12 protein-coding genes are annotated in these 14,409 nt (G+C 64.0%); 8 read left to right on the plus strand and 4 right to left on the minus strand.

What is annotated here, in order from left to right; all coding sequences use genetic code 11:
* Positions 1-2: 2 nt before the first annotated feature.
* Complete coding sequence (locus tag ACWF6P_RS01105) at positions 3-920, minus strand: PIN domain-containing protein (RefSeq protein WP_452619660.1); 918 nt, start codon at positions 918-920, stop codon at positions 3-5.
* 54 nt (positions 921-974) lie between these two features.
* Positions 975-1,448: a GtrA family protein gene (locus tag ACWF6P_RS01110; protein ID WP_378540775.1), complete on the minus strand. Its 474-nt coding sequence runs from the start codon at positions 1,446-1,448 to the stop codon at positions 975-977.
* Between the two features lie 63 nt (positions 1,449-1,511).
* Here ACWF6P_RS01110 and ACWF6P_RS01115 point away from each other — a divergent pair, with 63 nt between their 5' ends.
* The 5 genes from ACWF6P_RS01115 to ACWF6P_RS01135 all read left to right on the plus strand — a co-directional run bounded on the left by ACWF6P_RS01115 (position 1,512) and on the right by ACWF6P_RS01135 (position 7,061).
* On the plus strand, positions 1,512-2,945 hold the full coding sequence (locus ACWF6P_RS01115; protein ID WP_230817627.1) for an FAD-binding oxidoreductase: 1,434 nt from the start codon (positions 1,512-1,514) through the stop codon (positions 2,943-2,945).
* The gene (locus tag ACWF6P_RS01120; protein WP_452619661.1) at positions 2,942-3,703 is read left to right on the plus strand and encodes a decaprenylphospho-beta-D-erythro-pentofuranosid-2-ulose 2-reductase; all 762 of its coding nucleotides are present in this window, start codon (positions 2,942-2,944) and stop codon (positions 3,701-3,703) included. The genes ACWF6P_RS01115 and ACWF6P_RS01120 overlap by 4 nt, the downstream gene beginning before the upstream one ends.
* A 90-nt stretch (positions 3,704-3,793) precedes the next feature.
* Entirely contained in the window at positions 3,794-5,647 is a 1,854-nt protein-coding gene (locus ACWF6P_RS01125) for a galactan 5-O-arabinofuranosyltransferase (RefSeq protein WP_452620426.1), read from the plus strand.
* Between the two features lie 73 nt (positions 5,648-5,720).
* Complete coding sequence (locus ACWF6P_RS01130; RefSeq protein WP_378536559.1) at positions 5,721-6,329, plus strand: TetR family transcriptional regulator; 609 nt, start codon at positions 5,721-5,723, stop codon at positions 6,327-6,329.
* Positions 6,330-6,428: 99 nt separating this feature from the next.
* Positions 6,429-7,061, plus strand: coding sequence for a hypothetical protein (locus tag ACWF6P_RS01135; RefSeq protein ID WP_378536557.1), 633 nt, complete (start codon positions 6,429-6,431; stop codon positions 7,059-7,061).
* Between the two features lie 21 nt (positions 7,062-7,082).
* On the opposite strand, the gene ACWF6P_RS01140 is transcribed toward ACWF6P_RS01135, so the two are convergent.
* Positions 7,083-7,754 (minus strand): MspA family porin, encoded by a 672-nt coding sequence (locus ACWF6P_RS01140; RefSeq protein ID WP_452619662.1) that lies wholly within the window; start codon positions 7,752-7,754, stop codon positions 7,083-7,085.
* A gap of 334 nt (positions 7,755-8,088) precedes the next feature.
* Here ACWF6P_RS01140 and ACWF6P_RS01145 point away from each other — a divergent pair, with 334 nt between their 5' ends.
* Positions 8,089-9,921, plus strand: coding sequence for a glycosyl transferase (locus tag ACWF6P_RS01145; protein WP_452619663.1), 1,833 nt, complete (start codon positions 8,089-8,091; stop codon positions 9,919-9,921).
* Positions 9,922-9,937: 16 nt separating this feature from the next.
* Here the strand turns inward: ACWF6P_RS01145 and map are convergent, their stop codons facing one another.
* The gene (gene map / locus ACWF6P_RS01150) at positions 9,938-10,702 is read right to left on the minus strand and encodes a type I methionyl aminopeptidase (RefSeq protein ID WP_378540781.1); all 765 of its coding nucleotides are present in this window, start codon (positions 10,700-10,702) and stop codon (positions 9,938-9,940) included.
* A 49-nt stretch (positions 10,703-10,751) separates the two neighbouring features.
* Between map and ACWF6P_RS01155 the strand changes: the two genes are divergently transcribed.
* Together ACWF6P_RS01155 and ACWF6P_RS01160 are read left to right on the plus strand one after the other, a co-directional pair.
* On the plus strand, positions 10,752-11,021 hold the full coding sequence (locus ACWF6P_RS01155; RefSeq protein WP_003943854.1) for a helix-turn-helix domain-containing protein: 270 nt from the start codon (positions 10,752-10,754) through the stop codon (positions 11,019-11,021).
* Positions 11,022-11,103: 82 nt separating this feature from the next.
* The gene (locus ACWF6P_RS01160; protein ID WP_452620427.1) at positions 11,104-14,358 is read left to right on the plus strand and encodes an arabinosyltransferase domain-containing protein; all 3,255 of its coding nucleotides are present in this window, start codon (positions 11,104-11,106) and stop codon (positions 14,356-14,358) included.
* Positions 14,359-14,409: the final 51 nt, after the last annotated feature.

Consider the following 14,409-nt stretch of genomic DNA (forward strand, 5'->3'; position numbering starts at 1 on the left):
GATCAGGCACCGAAGAGGTCGACTTCGTCGAGATCGTCGACGATCGTAACCTTTCGTTTCCGCCCGCCGATGACCTTGCCCAGACCGCGCAGTCCGCCGGACTGAGCTTTCGGGGCGGGTTCTATGCGCTGAGGCGCAACTCTCGTTCGCGCTGCGCGCTGAACGGGCTTGGGTGCGGGAGCTACTGCCGGTGCCGCGGGTTCGGGAACCTCTGCGGGAGCCACGGGTTCGGGAATCTCTGCGGGAACCACCGCTTCCGGCTCCACAAAACCCTGAACAACCTGGGCCTCGGGGGTCGGCTCAGCGACTTCCTCCACCTGAACCGGTCCGTCGATCACCGGGATGTCCGACGCCCACCGGATCCGATATTCAAGACCGCGCGCCGCCAGTTCACGCGCGAGATCGCCATGCCAGACCCCGTCTTCGCCGTCGCCGTATGCCCGTGCGTCGGAGCTGACCCAGATCACGTCGACGCCCGGGTTCCGGTCGGCGAGATCGAGCACGGTCAGCCAGTTCAGGGTCGCCGGGTAACCGTCTCGCTTCTTCTTGTCGGTATAGGGCCGACGCAGCGAGATCGCCCTCTCGGCCACCTCGAGATGCGAAACGTCGACTGGATCGACCACTTCGACGCCGATCGCCACGAGGTCTTCGATCACGTCGTCGACGTAGCCGTCGGCCTTGTCGTGAGCCGCGTCGACAAACCTCGTGAGGTCGCGCCGCAATCCCAGTCGGTCGTACATGCGCGCCTGGACGCTCAGGGCCGCGATCATCTCCGCCGATTCCTCGCGGTAGCGACTCGCAACCTCGAGTACGACCAATCGCGGCACGACGACGCGGTGTCCGAGTGCGCGAGCGTCGGCGATTGCGGTGTCGAACCGTGCACCCCTGGTCAGGGCCGAAGAATCGAGAACGATGATCATGGGGTCGATTCTCTCTCGAGAAACCGGACGAATGCGCTAATCCACCCCGAACCGTTACTTGATCTTGAAGATCACTGCCCGCTGAACGATGAAGTTGATGACCGTCGCGGTGCCCTGCGCGATGACGAACGCCAGCGGTGTCCGCCACCAATGTTCGTCGAAGATATGGACCATCACTTCGTTGAGTCCGACCTGAACCGCAAAAGTGACCGCGTACAGCGCAACTACTGCGATGAAGCGGGCCCGCGAAGGCTCGGCCTTGAACGTCCACCGGCGATTAATGAGGTACGCCGTCGTGGTGCCCGCGACGAAGCTCAGCGATTTTGCGGCGACGCGCGGCAAGCCGAGCGCCAGGAGCAGCACGTACAGCCCGTAGTCCACGACCGCCGACAGCCCACCCGTCGCGACGAACCGGACGATCTGCGTTTTCAGGTCCATCGCGTCGTCGGCGATGTCCGTCGTGACAGGAATCTCGACGGGCAGCGGGACGTGGGGTTCGTGCTGGTGACTTGCAGGTGTTTCGGGCACGACGACGAGAGTAACCACTCGAGTCGGAGCCGTCGGCACTACTCCCAGGTAACCTCTACCTTGATGTCCACGACAGCAGAAGAGACGCCGAAGCCGGCTCTCCACACCCAAGCCCGCACCCTCACCGGTTGGGGACGCACCGCCGCCACCACTGCACAGGTGCTGTCCACCCCCGACGTGGAAGTGATCGCGAACGCGGTCGCCCAGGTTGCGGAACAGAACGATTCCAAGCCCTCGCATCTGCGACGCGGCGTCATCGCGCGAGGCCTCGGCCGCTCGTACGGTGACCCAGCGCAGAACGCCGGCGGCCTGGTCATCGACATGAATGCACTCGACCGCATTCACCGCATCGATCGCGACACCGCTCTGGTGGACGTCGACGCCGGCGTGAATCTGGATCAGCTGATGAAGGCTGCTCTGCCGTTCGGCCTGTGGGTTCCGGTCCTGCCGGGTACTCGTCAGGTCACGATCGGCGGCGCCATCGGCTCGGATATCCACGGCAAGAACCACCACAGCGCGGGCAGCTTCGGCAACCACGTCGTGTCGTTGGATCTGCTGACGGCTGACGGCAAGGTTCGCACCCTCACCCCCAAGGGCGGGCGCAACGACCCCAAGGCCGCGCTGTTCTGGGCCACGATCGGCGGCATGGGCCTGACGGGCATCATCTTGCGGGCCACCATCAAGATGACCCCGACCGAGACGGCGTACTTCATCGCCGACGGCGACGTCACCAACAGCCTCGACGAGACCATCGCGCTGCACAGCGACGGCAGCGAAGCCAACTACGAGTACTCGAGCGCTTGGTTCGACGCGATTTCCGCGCCCCCGAAGCTCGGTCGTGCGGCAGTCTCGCGCGGATCGTTGGCAAAGCTCGATCAGCTTCCGGCCAAGCTGCAGAAGAACCCGCTCGCGTTCGATGCACCGCAGTTGTTGACGTTCCCCGACGTCTTCCCGAACGGGCTGGCCAACAAATTCAACTTCACCGCGATCGGTGAGGTCTGGTTCCGTAAGTCCGGCAAGTACCGCGGCAAGGTCCAGAATCTGACGCAGTTCTACCACCCGCTCGACATGTTCGGTGAGTGGAACCGCGCGTACGGATCCAACGGATTCCTGCAGTACCAGTTCGTGGTTCCGCCGGAGGCCGTCGACGAGTTCAAGAAGATCATCGTCGACATCCAGCGCAGCGGGCACTACTCCTTCCTCAACGTGTTCAAGCTCTTCGGCGAAGGCAATCAGGCGCCGCTGAGCTTCCCGATCCCGGGCTGGAACATCTGCGTCGACTTCCGCATCAAGCCGGGCCTGAACGAGTTCGTCACCGAACTCGACAAGCGTGTCCTCGAATTCGGCGGACGCCTGTACACGGCCAAGGATTCGCGGACGTCCGCAGAGACCTTCCACGCCATGTACCCGCGTATCGACGAGTGGATCGCGACGCGCCGCAAGTACGACCCCACAGGCGTTTTCGCCTCCGATATGTCCAGAAGGCTGGAACTGTGATCAACGCTGTAGGTAACCCGCAAACCGTTTTGCTTCTCGGTGGAACCTCCGAGATCGGCCTCGCCATCTGTGAGGAGTACCTGAAGAAGTCGCCGTTGCGCGTCATTCTGGCGGCGCTCCCCGGCGATCCGGGACGCGAAGCTGCGGTCAAGCAACTCGAAGCCAAGGGCGCCACCTCGGTGGAGCTCATCGACTTCGACGCCGTTGATTTCGAGTCGCACCCGAAGGTGATCGACCAGGCGTTCTCGAACGGTGACGTCGACGTCGCGATCGTCGCCTTTGCGTTGGACGGTGACTCCGAAGAGCTGTGGCAGAACCAGCGCAAGGCCGTACTGGTCGCAAACGTGAACTACACCGCTTCCGTCTCGGTCGGTGTTCTTCTCGGCGAGAAGATGAAGGCCCAGGGCTTCGGCAAGATCATCGCGATGTCGTCCGTAGCCGGCGAGCGAGTCAAGCGTGCCAACTTCGTCTACGGCTCCACCAAGGCGGGCCTCGACGGCTTCTACCTCGGGCTCGGCGAGGCTCTCGCGGAATTCGGACCGCAGGTGACCGTCGTTCGGCCCGGCATGGTGCGCACCCAGTTCAGTGCCCACGTCAAGGAAGCCCCGCTGACGGTCAACAAGGACATCGTCGCGAAGCTCGCTGTTGCCGCCTCGGACAAGGGTAAGGAAATCGTCTGGACTCCCGGCCCCTGGCGCTTCGTCATGATGGGCCTGCGCCACGTGCCGCGCCCGATCTTCCGGAAGTTGCCGGTTTAAGCTCCTCCCGTGCCAGAAACAACAACTGCTCCGAGTACAGACCTTTCGACCCCGTCGCCGTGGCGTAATGCCGCGGCGACGGTGGTGGAAATGGCCCTCGGAGCGCTGGTCGCCGCTGTTGTAGCTGCTGTCGGGCTCTTTGCTTTCGGCCGAGTGCAGTGGCCGGCGTTCACCTCTTCCAACGTCACGCAGGCAGTCACGACGGTGCTGCAGGTGCTCTGCATCGCAGTGGTCGGTATTGCGGTTCTGATGTTCCGTGCCCGCAAGGCCGAGCGGGTCGCAAAACTCCTCTCGTGGGCCGGGCTCTCCGGCTTCGTCACCACGACGCTCGGACTTCCCCTCGCCGCGACGAGTCTGTATCTGCACGGCGTCTCGGTCGATCAGCAGTTCCGCACCGAGTACCTGACCCGGCTGACGGATTCGGCTGCGCTGCAGGACATGACGTACGTGGATCTGCCGCCGTTCTACCCGGCCGGCTGGTTCTGGGTCGGTGGACGCGTCGCCAACTTGCTGGGTATGGACGGTTGGGAAGCGTTCAAGCCGTACGCGATCGGCTCCCTGGCGGTCGTCGCCGTCGTAGCACTCGTGTTGTGGACCAAGCTGATTCGACGCGATTGGGCCGTCGTCGCAGCATTGGCCGTAACTGCCGTCGTGTTGGCGTACAACTCCCCCGAGGCGTATGGCGCCGTCATCAACCTCCTGATCCCGCCGGTGCTGATCCTGGCGTGGGGTGCGCTCGATCGCCCGGGTGCTTCTCGATTTGCCGGAGCCGGCGCAATTCTCGGGACGGGCCTGTTCCTCGGTTTTGCCGCAACCGTCTACACGCTGTATCTCGGATTCGCCGCGTTCGCAGTGACTCTGATGGCCGTCGTTGCCGCAGTACTTGCCGCCCGCGCCCAGAACACGTGGAAAGCCGCACTGGGACCCCTCATTCGACTTGCAGCAATTGCAATCATCTCGGGTCTGGTTGCTCTGACCGTTTGGGCGCCGTACCTGCTGAAGGCACTCTCCGGTGCCACTGCAGAGTCCGGCACCGCGATGCACTACCTCCCAGATTCCGGTGCGGTGCTGCCCTTCCCGATGCTGAGTTTCTCGCTCGTCGGCGGCCTGTGCCTGCTCGGCACGGTCTGGCTGATTTCGCGGTTCCTGTTCTCCCGCCGCGCCCGAGCACTCGGTATCGGCGTCATCGCCGTGTACCTGTGGGCGCTGCTGTCCATGACGTTCACCGTTGCCGGCAGCACGCTCCTCGGATTCCGGCTCGAGCCGGTACTGATCGGACTTCTCGCGGCCGCCGGCGTATTCGGTTTCTTCGAGTTCGCGGCCTGGATCGTGCTGGCCACCAGCGAGAATCCCCGAGTCAAAGCGGTACTCGTTGCACTCGGTGTCATCGGAGCCATCGCTTTCGCGCAGAACATCCCGCAGGTACTGGCGCCGGATATCGCTGTGGCATACAGCGATACCGACGGCAACGGCGAGCGCGGCGACAAGCGACCACCGGGCGCCGAGGCCAATTACGCCGACATCGACCGGATCATCCGCGAGCAGTTGGGACGCGAACCCCGTGACACGGTGGTGCTCACCGCCGACATCGGCTTCCTGAGTTTCTACCCGTACTTCGGTTTCCAAGGGCTGACGTCGCACTACGCAAACCCCCTCGCCGATTTCCGTGCGCGCGCCGCGCTGATCGAGCAGTGGTCGGAACTGAAGACCCCTGACGAACTGATAGCTGCGCTGGACTCGGCGCCGTGGCGCAGCCCCGACGCCTTCGTCTTCCGCCAGGGCGCCGACGGGTACACACTGCGGTTGGCCGAGGACGTCTATCCCAACGACCCGAACGTCCGCCGCTACACGGTCACGTTCCCCAAGGAACTGTTCGACGATCCTCGTTTCACCGTCACAGAGCAGGGTCCGTTTGTGGTCGTTACCCGCTCTGACGCGAACTAACCAGGAGATACGTCACAAAAGGCTTACCGTCGGGGTCGTTGACGCGACCCCGACGCACCCCTAACTTCATACCGTGACCCGAACCGATGCCCGAGCGGCAATGATCGATGCAGCCGAGCGTCTGGTTGCCGAACGAGGCCTGGCCGCTCTGACGCTTCGTGACGTTCAGACCGAAGCCGGGCAGGCCAACAAGTCGGCCGCGCAGTATCACTTCGGTTCACGTGAAGGTTTGCTGGCGGCAGTCGTCGAGTCCAGAATGCGACCTGCCGCTGACCGTCGGCGTGAGTTTCTCGACATGATCGATCTCGACCCGAATCCGCCGACCATGCGTGCCCTCGTCGAGGCTCTCGTCCTGCCGTTGGCAGAACAGACCATCTACCGCGAGGGCACTTTGTACGCGCGGTTCCTGGTGCAGTCGATCTTCGACCCGGCAATGTCGTCGACCATCCGCGATCACATGCAGGCCGAGAGCTTCCGCGAAGTTCAGCGGCGGATCATCGCCGCATCTTCATTGCCGACAGACATCGCCGAACTTCGGGCGGGAACTCTGACCGTGCTCACCGTCGTCACGTTTGCCACGTGGGAGGGTCGCGTCGACAGCCGCGATCGGGCTCACGTGATCGCTGCTGACTTGATCGAAAGTTGCCTCGGAGCACTCTCGGCCCCGGCTGCGCAAATCTGACACGCCACCCGGCGAGTTTGTTTCCGAAACTGCCGGGGTACTCAGCCCCTCCAAGCGCAGTCGAGCAAACGGCCGCATCAACCACCGGCGGGGTAGGTGATGACAGTGAGCGAACTCGTTGCGCAAAGCCGCGAGCTAGTACCGCATCGTGCAGTTCTCGATTCCGCAGAGCATGTTCTGGTCATTGCACGCGGCAAACCGTTCGGGCGCGAGCAGGCCTTTCACGAAGTGCTGAGCGTCGCGATTCGCAACCGCATCGAAGTCCTCACTCTGGCAAGGGCTCTCATCGACGTTTCCGAGTCTCGCGATTACCGCACGATCCCGACCGACACCGCGCACACCGTTGCGGTGCTCGAATGGGGTGAGCTACTTGAGATCCCGACCGAACACCACGAGAGGTCCAAGGCCGAATCGGCCGGGGACATCGATGAATCGAGCGAACCCGACGATCCGGTCGAGCCCGAGTACCTGGTCGAGACCGATGTGGGCGGACGTGTCGTCTTTGTCGCCCTCGCGTTCACGGTCGGCGGGATAGTCGGATTCTTCGCGCACGACTGGGCACTCCTGCTTCTGATCACCGCCGTGTACCTCGTGTGGATCGCGGCACGGTTGGTCGCGAAACTCGTCAGTGTTTCCCGCAGTGCCCATTGGGCAGACGCTTCGCCTATACGCGGCACCGATTCGACCATACGCAAGGCGGAGAGCCCCCACCATCACGCTGTTGCAGCGTGACGGCGGGAGCACCCGCTTCCGCTAAAGCCTCTGCGGTACACCGTAAGTGACGACGGTATCGCCATTCGACGTGACTGCCTTCGCGTACGGTCTGATAGTCACCGGCCCGATTGCTCCCTGTACGTATCCGTGAATACCGGACAGGCGGACAGCGGCCTCGGGACCGTCGAATGTCTGATCCTCGAGTAGCGCGACGTCGGTGATACCGCCCGGCGCCAGATCGACATCGAGTTCCTGCGACGGAATGATGTCACCGCCGAGAATGAAGTGATTGGTGAAGTCCACGCCCAGCGCCGGGTCTGGTATGAGTCCGATGCCGATGTCGGTGCCACTGTCTATCGCCCAGTCCAGACCGGGACTGTTGAGAACGACCGTCGCGCCGGTCAACGCGATCGGGTAACCGATCTGATAGCCGATCGTCAGCTTGGTTCCGGTGAAACTTGCTGCATCCGGCCCGTCGATCTTCACGCCGGCAACCCCGTCGTGGAAGAACTCGACGCTCAGCGGCGAGCTGTCGAGTGGCGGAAAGACGTGGATAGCGGTATCAGCCTGGTAGACCTCTATCCGATTTCCTTTGACGTCGGTGATCGAACTGGTGTTGTCGACGCCTGCCGACGCCGTCCCACCCCCCAGGACAACGGCCAACAGGGCCACTGCTCCCACTGCGCTACTACGAACTGCTGTCTTCGACATGCACAAGCACCATCCCATCCGGTATAGGCCCCGGACGTAGGTTCCAACTCTTCGTCGAGGATGGGATTCGTCGGGGCTGCCTGAACAAACGCGAGCAAGATCCTTGTTGCGATACCCCGGTCACGAACCCGTCAAACGATGCACAAAAACATTACTTTCCGGACAAGTCGGGCGGACCGGTTTGTCCCGATGACTGCGCCCGCTCGCGGACGCGAACCGTTTTGTTCGTTACTCTGACAGTGGAAGTTATCGAATCGAGACCTAAGTAGGCCACCCCGAACTTCTGAGATCGCCACTTCAGGGATGGGCGCCAGAACCGAAAGGCACCGACTGCATGACCGAGACCTTGCCCGACGTCCAACTGCTCGAAGAAGCACGTCCAGGGCGAGTCCGTTCAGCAGTGCGGCGCTCGGTCGTCCAGCGCGGTCGTCTGGTCGATCTCGCGATCATGGTGACATTCACCGTCGCTGCGGTCTATGTGATGTCGAACCTGTGGAGCGATCTGCAGTCCGGCTACCTCTTCAATGCGGGGCGCGACCAGGCGATGTGGGAATGGTTCTTCGCCGACACCGCCCACGCTCTCGCGCAGTTCCGCAGCCCGCTGTTCAGTGACCTGCAGAATTACCCGCTCGGCGTGAACCTGATGGCCAATACCGCCATGTTCGGGATCAGCATCCCGCTGGCCCCGATCACGTTGATCTTCGGACCGACGGCCACGTATGCGATCGGGCTGACCGCCGGCCTCGGCGGCACCGCCATCGCTTGGTACTGGGCTTTCTCGAGGCACGTACTGACCGGCGTCTCGGTCCGCTCCAAGGTCGCCGCCGCCGTCGGCGCGGGGTTCTGCGGATTTGCACCGGCCATGATCTCGCACGCCAACGGCCATCCGAACTTCGTCGCGTTCTTCGTCCTTCCGTTCATCTTCTTGCAGGTCGTGCGCATCTCGAACGGCAAGCGTCCGGTTCGCGACGGAATCGTTCTCGGCCTGCTCGTCGCGTGGCAGATCTTCCTCGGCGAAGAGCCACTCCTCATCTTCACGATGTCGGCCATGGTGTTCGGCGCCGCATACGCCCTGCCCGACCTGGCCAAGTCACGCCAGGCGATCAAGCGTGCGATGCCCGGCCTCGTGATCGGCGGTGCAGTCACACTCCTGATCACCGCAGTGCCGCTGTGGTCGCAGTTCTTCGGCCCAGCGAGCTACGACGGCGTCTCACACGGTCAGGCCGGCAACGACACCGCTGCCCTCACCACGTTCCCGACCGAGTCGGTTGCGGGAGATCCTGAGGGCGCCGAGTTCCGGATGAACCCGACCGAGGAGAACGCGTACTTCGGGTGGCCGCTGGTGATCCTGCTCCTCGGTGCCACGGTGTGGCTGTGGCGCATCCGTCTGACCCGCGCTGCCGCCGCCGTGATCGTGGTCATGGGTGTGCTCTCGCTCGGTTCCGAACTGATCATCGACGGCGACAGGACCGGCATCACCCTGCCGTGGAAACTTCTCGCCGACCTGCCGCTGTTCGAATCGGTGCTCGAATCCCGTTTCGCCATGGGCGCGATTCCGGCGATCGGACTGCTGCTCACCCTCGGCACCTACCGCGCTTTCGTCGAACTTCGTGGACCGCGCCGCACTGCTGCCGGTGTCTGGCTGGTGACACTCGCCGTCGCGATGATTCCTCTCATCCCGACACCAATCGACGCCGATCAACGATCTGCGACGCCCGAATTCATCACCAGCGGCTCGTGGGAGAACTACGTCAGCGACGGCACCCTGGTGACGGTCCCCGTCGCGAGCGCGGAAGACGCCCGCGCACTGAGTTGGCAGGTCGACGCCGACTTCGGGTTCCCGATTGCCGGCGGATACTTCGTCGGCCCGGATTCGAAGACCCGCGCCGGAATCTACGGCGCCGAGTCCCGGCCCACCTCGACCCTGCTGGTCAATACCAAACAAACCGGCAAGGTCCCGTTGATCGACGTGGGCACCAGGGCGAACGCACTGACCGACCTGCGCTACTGGCACGCCGACGTACTGGTACTTCCGCGATTCAAAGGTGACGAGGCCCTGCGTCACACGGTCGACGAACTGGTCGGCTTCGATGCCAAGCGCGTCGACGACGTGTGGGTGTGGGACGTACGAGACCTCGTGAGCGGCAAGACCTCGAACCAGAGCTAGTCAACGGCGGGGTTGATCAGCGAGTCATGATCACCGGACCGTCTTCGGTGATCGCGACCGTGTGCTCACTGTGCGCAGCCCTGGCGCCCGAAACGGTACGAAGGGTCCACCCGTCGGCGTCGTGCCGGTAGTCGTCGGTTCCGTCGGCGATGAGCATCGGTTCGATGGCGATGACCAGGCCGGGACGCAGCCGGAAGCCTTTGCCTGCTCGACCTTCGTTTGGCACGTCCGGTCCTTCGTGCATCTCACGGCCGATGCCGTGACCACCGTGATCGGCGAGCATGCCGTATCCGAGGCCGCGCGCGTACTGTCCGATCGCGGCACCGATGTCGCCCAATCGGTTTCCAGGCTGGGCCGCGGCGATGCCGCGGGCCAGTGCCTGATCGGTCGCGTCGATCAGTGCCTGATCCCCACTGCTCCCCTGCCCGACGGTGAAGCTGATGGCAGAGTCACCGCACCATCCGTCGAGTCTCGCGCCGCAGTCGATGCTGACCAGGTCGCCGTCACGGAGTCGGTACCCATTCGGGATACCGTGCACCACAGCATCGTTCACGCTCGCACAGATGGCACCGGGGAACGGTGTCGGCGCCGTTGCCGGCCGGTAGTTCAAGAACAGTGCCGAGGCACCGGCCGCCGAAATAACCTCCGCGGCAACGGCGTCCAATTCGAGCAACGTCACCCCGACGCTCGCCGCCTCACGCGCTGCAGCCAGAGCCTGCGCGGTAATTCTTCCCGCCGCCGCCATCGCGTCGATTTCGCCTGCGGTCTTGATTTCGACCATCTCGAACACCTTCCTTGTCGAATAACTATACCGGTATTACTATAAGCACATGGTGCGCGTACCGCTGACGGCGGAAGAACTCGAACGAGGACTACGACTGGGTGAACTCCTGCGATCGGCGCGGGGAGACCGAAGCATGGTTCAGGTAGCGCTCGACGCCGGCATCTCGGTCGAAACGCTGCGCAAGATCGAAACCGGCCGCATCGCGACACCCGCCTTCTTCACCATCAGCGCGGTCGCGGAAGTGTTGGGTATTTCACTCGACACCATCGCCCGAACACTTGAAACACCACAATCCGAACAGGAAGTTGCATCCTGAGTAGTTCTCTCAGGATGTGCGGGCCCACACTCGCCTAACATCGTTCCTTGTGCCGTCTGAAGTAGTAGTGCCCCCGAAACCCGTGCCCACTGGCCCCGAAGCTCCCCGAGAATCGGATTCCCAGAGAGTCCGGACGGCACGACTCATCGCGATAGTCACCGGCCTTCTGGGCCTGCTTCTCGCACTGGCAACGCCGTTCCTGCCCGTCAAGCAGGAAGCCGCAAGCATCGACTGGCCGCAGGGTGGGACCGTCAACAGCGTTTCGTCGCCGCTGATCTCCTACTCGCCCACGTCGCTGGACATCACCATCCCGTGTTCGACCCTCGATCAGTTGGGCGGCAGCGGCGGCACACTGCTCTCGACCATGCCGAACGGGGCGCCGGACCGAAACGCCCGCGGCCTCACCGTCCGCACCACTGCCGACCGCCTCGAAGCACTCACTCGCGATTCGGTTCTGATCTCGGCTCCGCTCGATCAACTCGGCGGATGCACCGCGCTCACCATCACGACCAACTCCGAGCAGACCGTCGCGGCCGTCACCGGTATCGACGGCGTCGGCACCACCCTGACCGGCGACTACCGCCCACAGGTTGTCGGCATCTTCACCGACTTGCAGGGCGCAGCGCCCGCCGGACTGTCCGCCCACATGGACGTCGACTCCCGGTTCTCGTCCAGCCCCACACTTCTCAAACTGTTCGCGATGATCGTCGCGGCACTCTCGACCATCGTCTCGCTATACGCACTGCACCGGATCGACGGCGTCGACGGCCGTCGTGCGCGGCGCTTCCTGCCGGCGCGATGGTGGAAGTTCACCGGCATCGACGCCCTGGTGATCGGCACGCTGGCTCTGTGGCATGTGTTCGGCGCCAACACTTCCGACGACGGTTACCTGCTCGGCATGGCCCGAGTCTCGGAGCACTCCGGGTACATGGCCAATTACTTCCGCTGGTTCGGAGTCCCCGAAGCGCCGTTCGGTTGGTACTACGACGTGCTGGCGCTGTTCGCGAAGGTCAGCACCGCGAGCATGTGGATGCGCCTGCCCGCGTTGATCGCCGGCATCCTGTGCTGGATGGTCATCAGCCGCGAGGTGATCCCGCGACTCGGTGTTGCGGTGCGCCGCAACAAGGTTGCCATCTGGACCGGCGGGCTCGTGTTCCTGGCCTTCTGGTTGCCGTACAACAACGGCCTGCGTCCCGAGCCCATCATCGCCCTCGGCGCACTGCTCACGTGGTGCTCCATCGAACGCGCCATAGCTACCGGACGTCTGTTGCCCGCCGCGATGGCCGTGCTGATCGCCGCATTCTCGTTGGCCGCCGGACCTTCCGGGCTGATCGCGATCGGGGCGTTGATCGCCGGCGCCCGGCCGATCCTGCAGATCCTGATCGCCCGCGGCAAACGCGTCGGCTTCCTGTCTCAGATCATGCCGATCCTTGCGGCCGGAACCGTGGTGCTTGTCGCGGTCTTCGCAGATCAAACCCTCGCGACAGTTCTCGAATCGACCAGGGTGCGAACGGCAGTCGGGCCGAACGTTCCGTGGTTCGAGGAACGGTTGCGTTGGGACGCACTGATGACCATCTCCCCCGACGGTTCGCTGGCGCGCCGCTTCGGCATGTTCGTCATGATCGTCGGACTCGTCTTCTGCGTCATGATGATCCTGCGCAAGGGCCGGATCCCGGGCACTGCGATCGGGCCGTCGCGCCGGATCCTCGGCATCGTGTTCGCGTCACTGCTCCTGATGCAGTTCACCCCCACCAAGTGGACCCACCACTTCGGTGTGTACGCCGGTCTGGCCGCCACGGTTGCCGTGCTCGCCGCCGTCGGCGTGAGCGCGTCGAGCATGCGTTCGAAACGAAACCGCGCACTGTTCGCCGCGGGCATCCTGTTCATCCTCGCTGTGGCGTTCACCAGCTCAAACGGCTGGTGGTACGTCTCGAGTTACGGCGTCCCGTGGTGGGACAAGCCGCCGTCAATCGCCGGCAAGGGATTCTCGACGGCCTTCCTCGGTCTGACGATCCTCGCGCTGCTGTTGGCCGCGTGGTACCACGTCATGGAGCCGCGCGAGCGAAACGGTGTGGAAGACAGCGTCAAGAAGACCAGACGACTCCGCCTTCTCGCCCCGTCACCGTTGACCATCGCCGCCGGAGCCGTAGTGCTGTTCGAGGTGCTGTCCCTACTCAAGGGAGCCGTTGCTCAGTACCCCGCGTATTCGATCGGCAAGTCCAACATCGAATCCGTCTTCGGCGGAAGCTGCGGTCTCGCGGGCGAGGTACTCGTCGAGTCCGATCCGAACGCCGGCGTTCTGCAATTGACGGATCGGCCCACCGATCTCGCCGGCGCGGGTGCGTTCGGCGCGAGTGAGTCGACCGGATTCTCGCCGGACGGGGTTGCAGGCGACCTCACGGCCGACGCAGAAGACTCGACGGCAGGCAGTGCAAACAGCCTCGACACCTCGACCTCTCAGTCCGGCACCACCACGCCGGGAACCGGATCCGGCACCGCCGGTGGCTCGCAGTCGACGGCAGGCGTCAACGGCAGCAACGTCGCGCTCCCGTTCGGGCTCGACCCCGCAAAAACCCCGGTGCTCGGTAGTTACGGGGCGGCGCAGGCCGCTGCGCTGACCACCGGTTGGTACTCACTGCCCGAGCGCAACGACGCCGCACCGCTCCTGACCGTCGCGGCCGCCGGACGCATCCGCTACGTCAACTCCGACGGCATCGTCACCCCCGGTGCGGTCCTGCAGGTCGAGTACGGCAAGAAGCAGGCAGACGGGAGCGTCGACGCGCTGGGACGTGTCGATCCGATCGACATCGGCCCGTCGCCGTCGTGGCGCAACCTGCGTGTTCCGATGGATCAACTGCCCGCCGACGCCGACACCGTGCGTCTGGTGGCCAGTGACACCGACATCAGTGCAGATCAGTGGTTGGCGGTGACACCGCCGCGAGTGCCGCCCATGCGCACGCTGCAGGACGTCGTCGGATCCACCGATCCGGTGCTGATGGACTGGGCTGTCGGCCTGGCCTTCCCGTGCCAGCGTCCGGTGGATCACCTGTACGGCGTCGCCGAGATCCCCGAGTGGCGCATTCTGCCCGACCGGATCGGCGCGGAGTCCACCAACGCCTGGCAGGACCACTACGGCGGCGGACCGCTCGGCTGGACCACCGAACTGCTCTCGGCCAGGGCATTGCCGACCTACCTGGACAACGACTGGGATCGGGACTGGGGTTCGCTCGAGCAGTACGCACCGCTCGATTCGGATGCAGTTCCCGCGCAAATGAACGTCACCACCGAGACCCGTTCGGGTACCTGGACGCCGGGCCCGATTCGTTACCAGTCGTAACTGTTACGCGTGGACCTACCAACCACCTGGGCACGGTAGGTCCACGCTCAG

The sequence above is a fragment of the Rhodococcus sp. NPDC055024 genome (assembly GCF_053608585.1).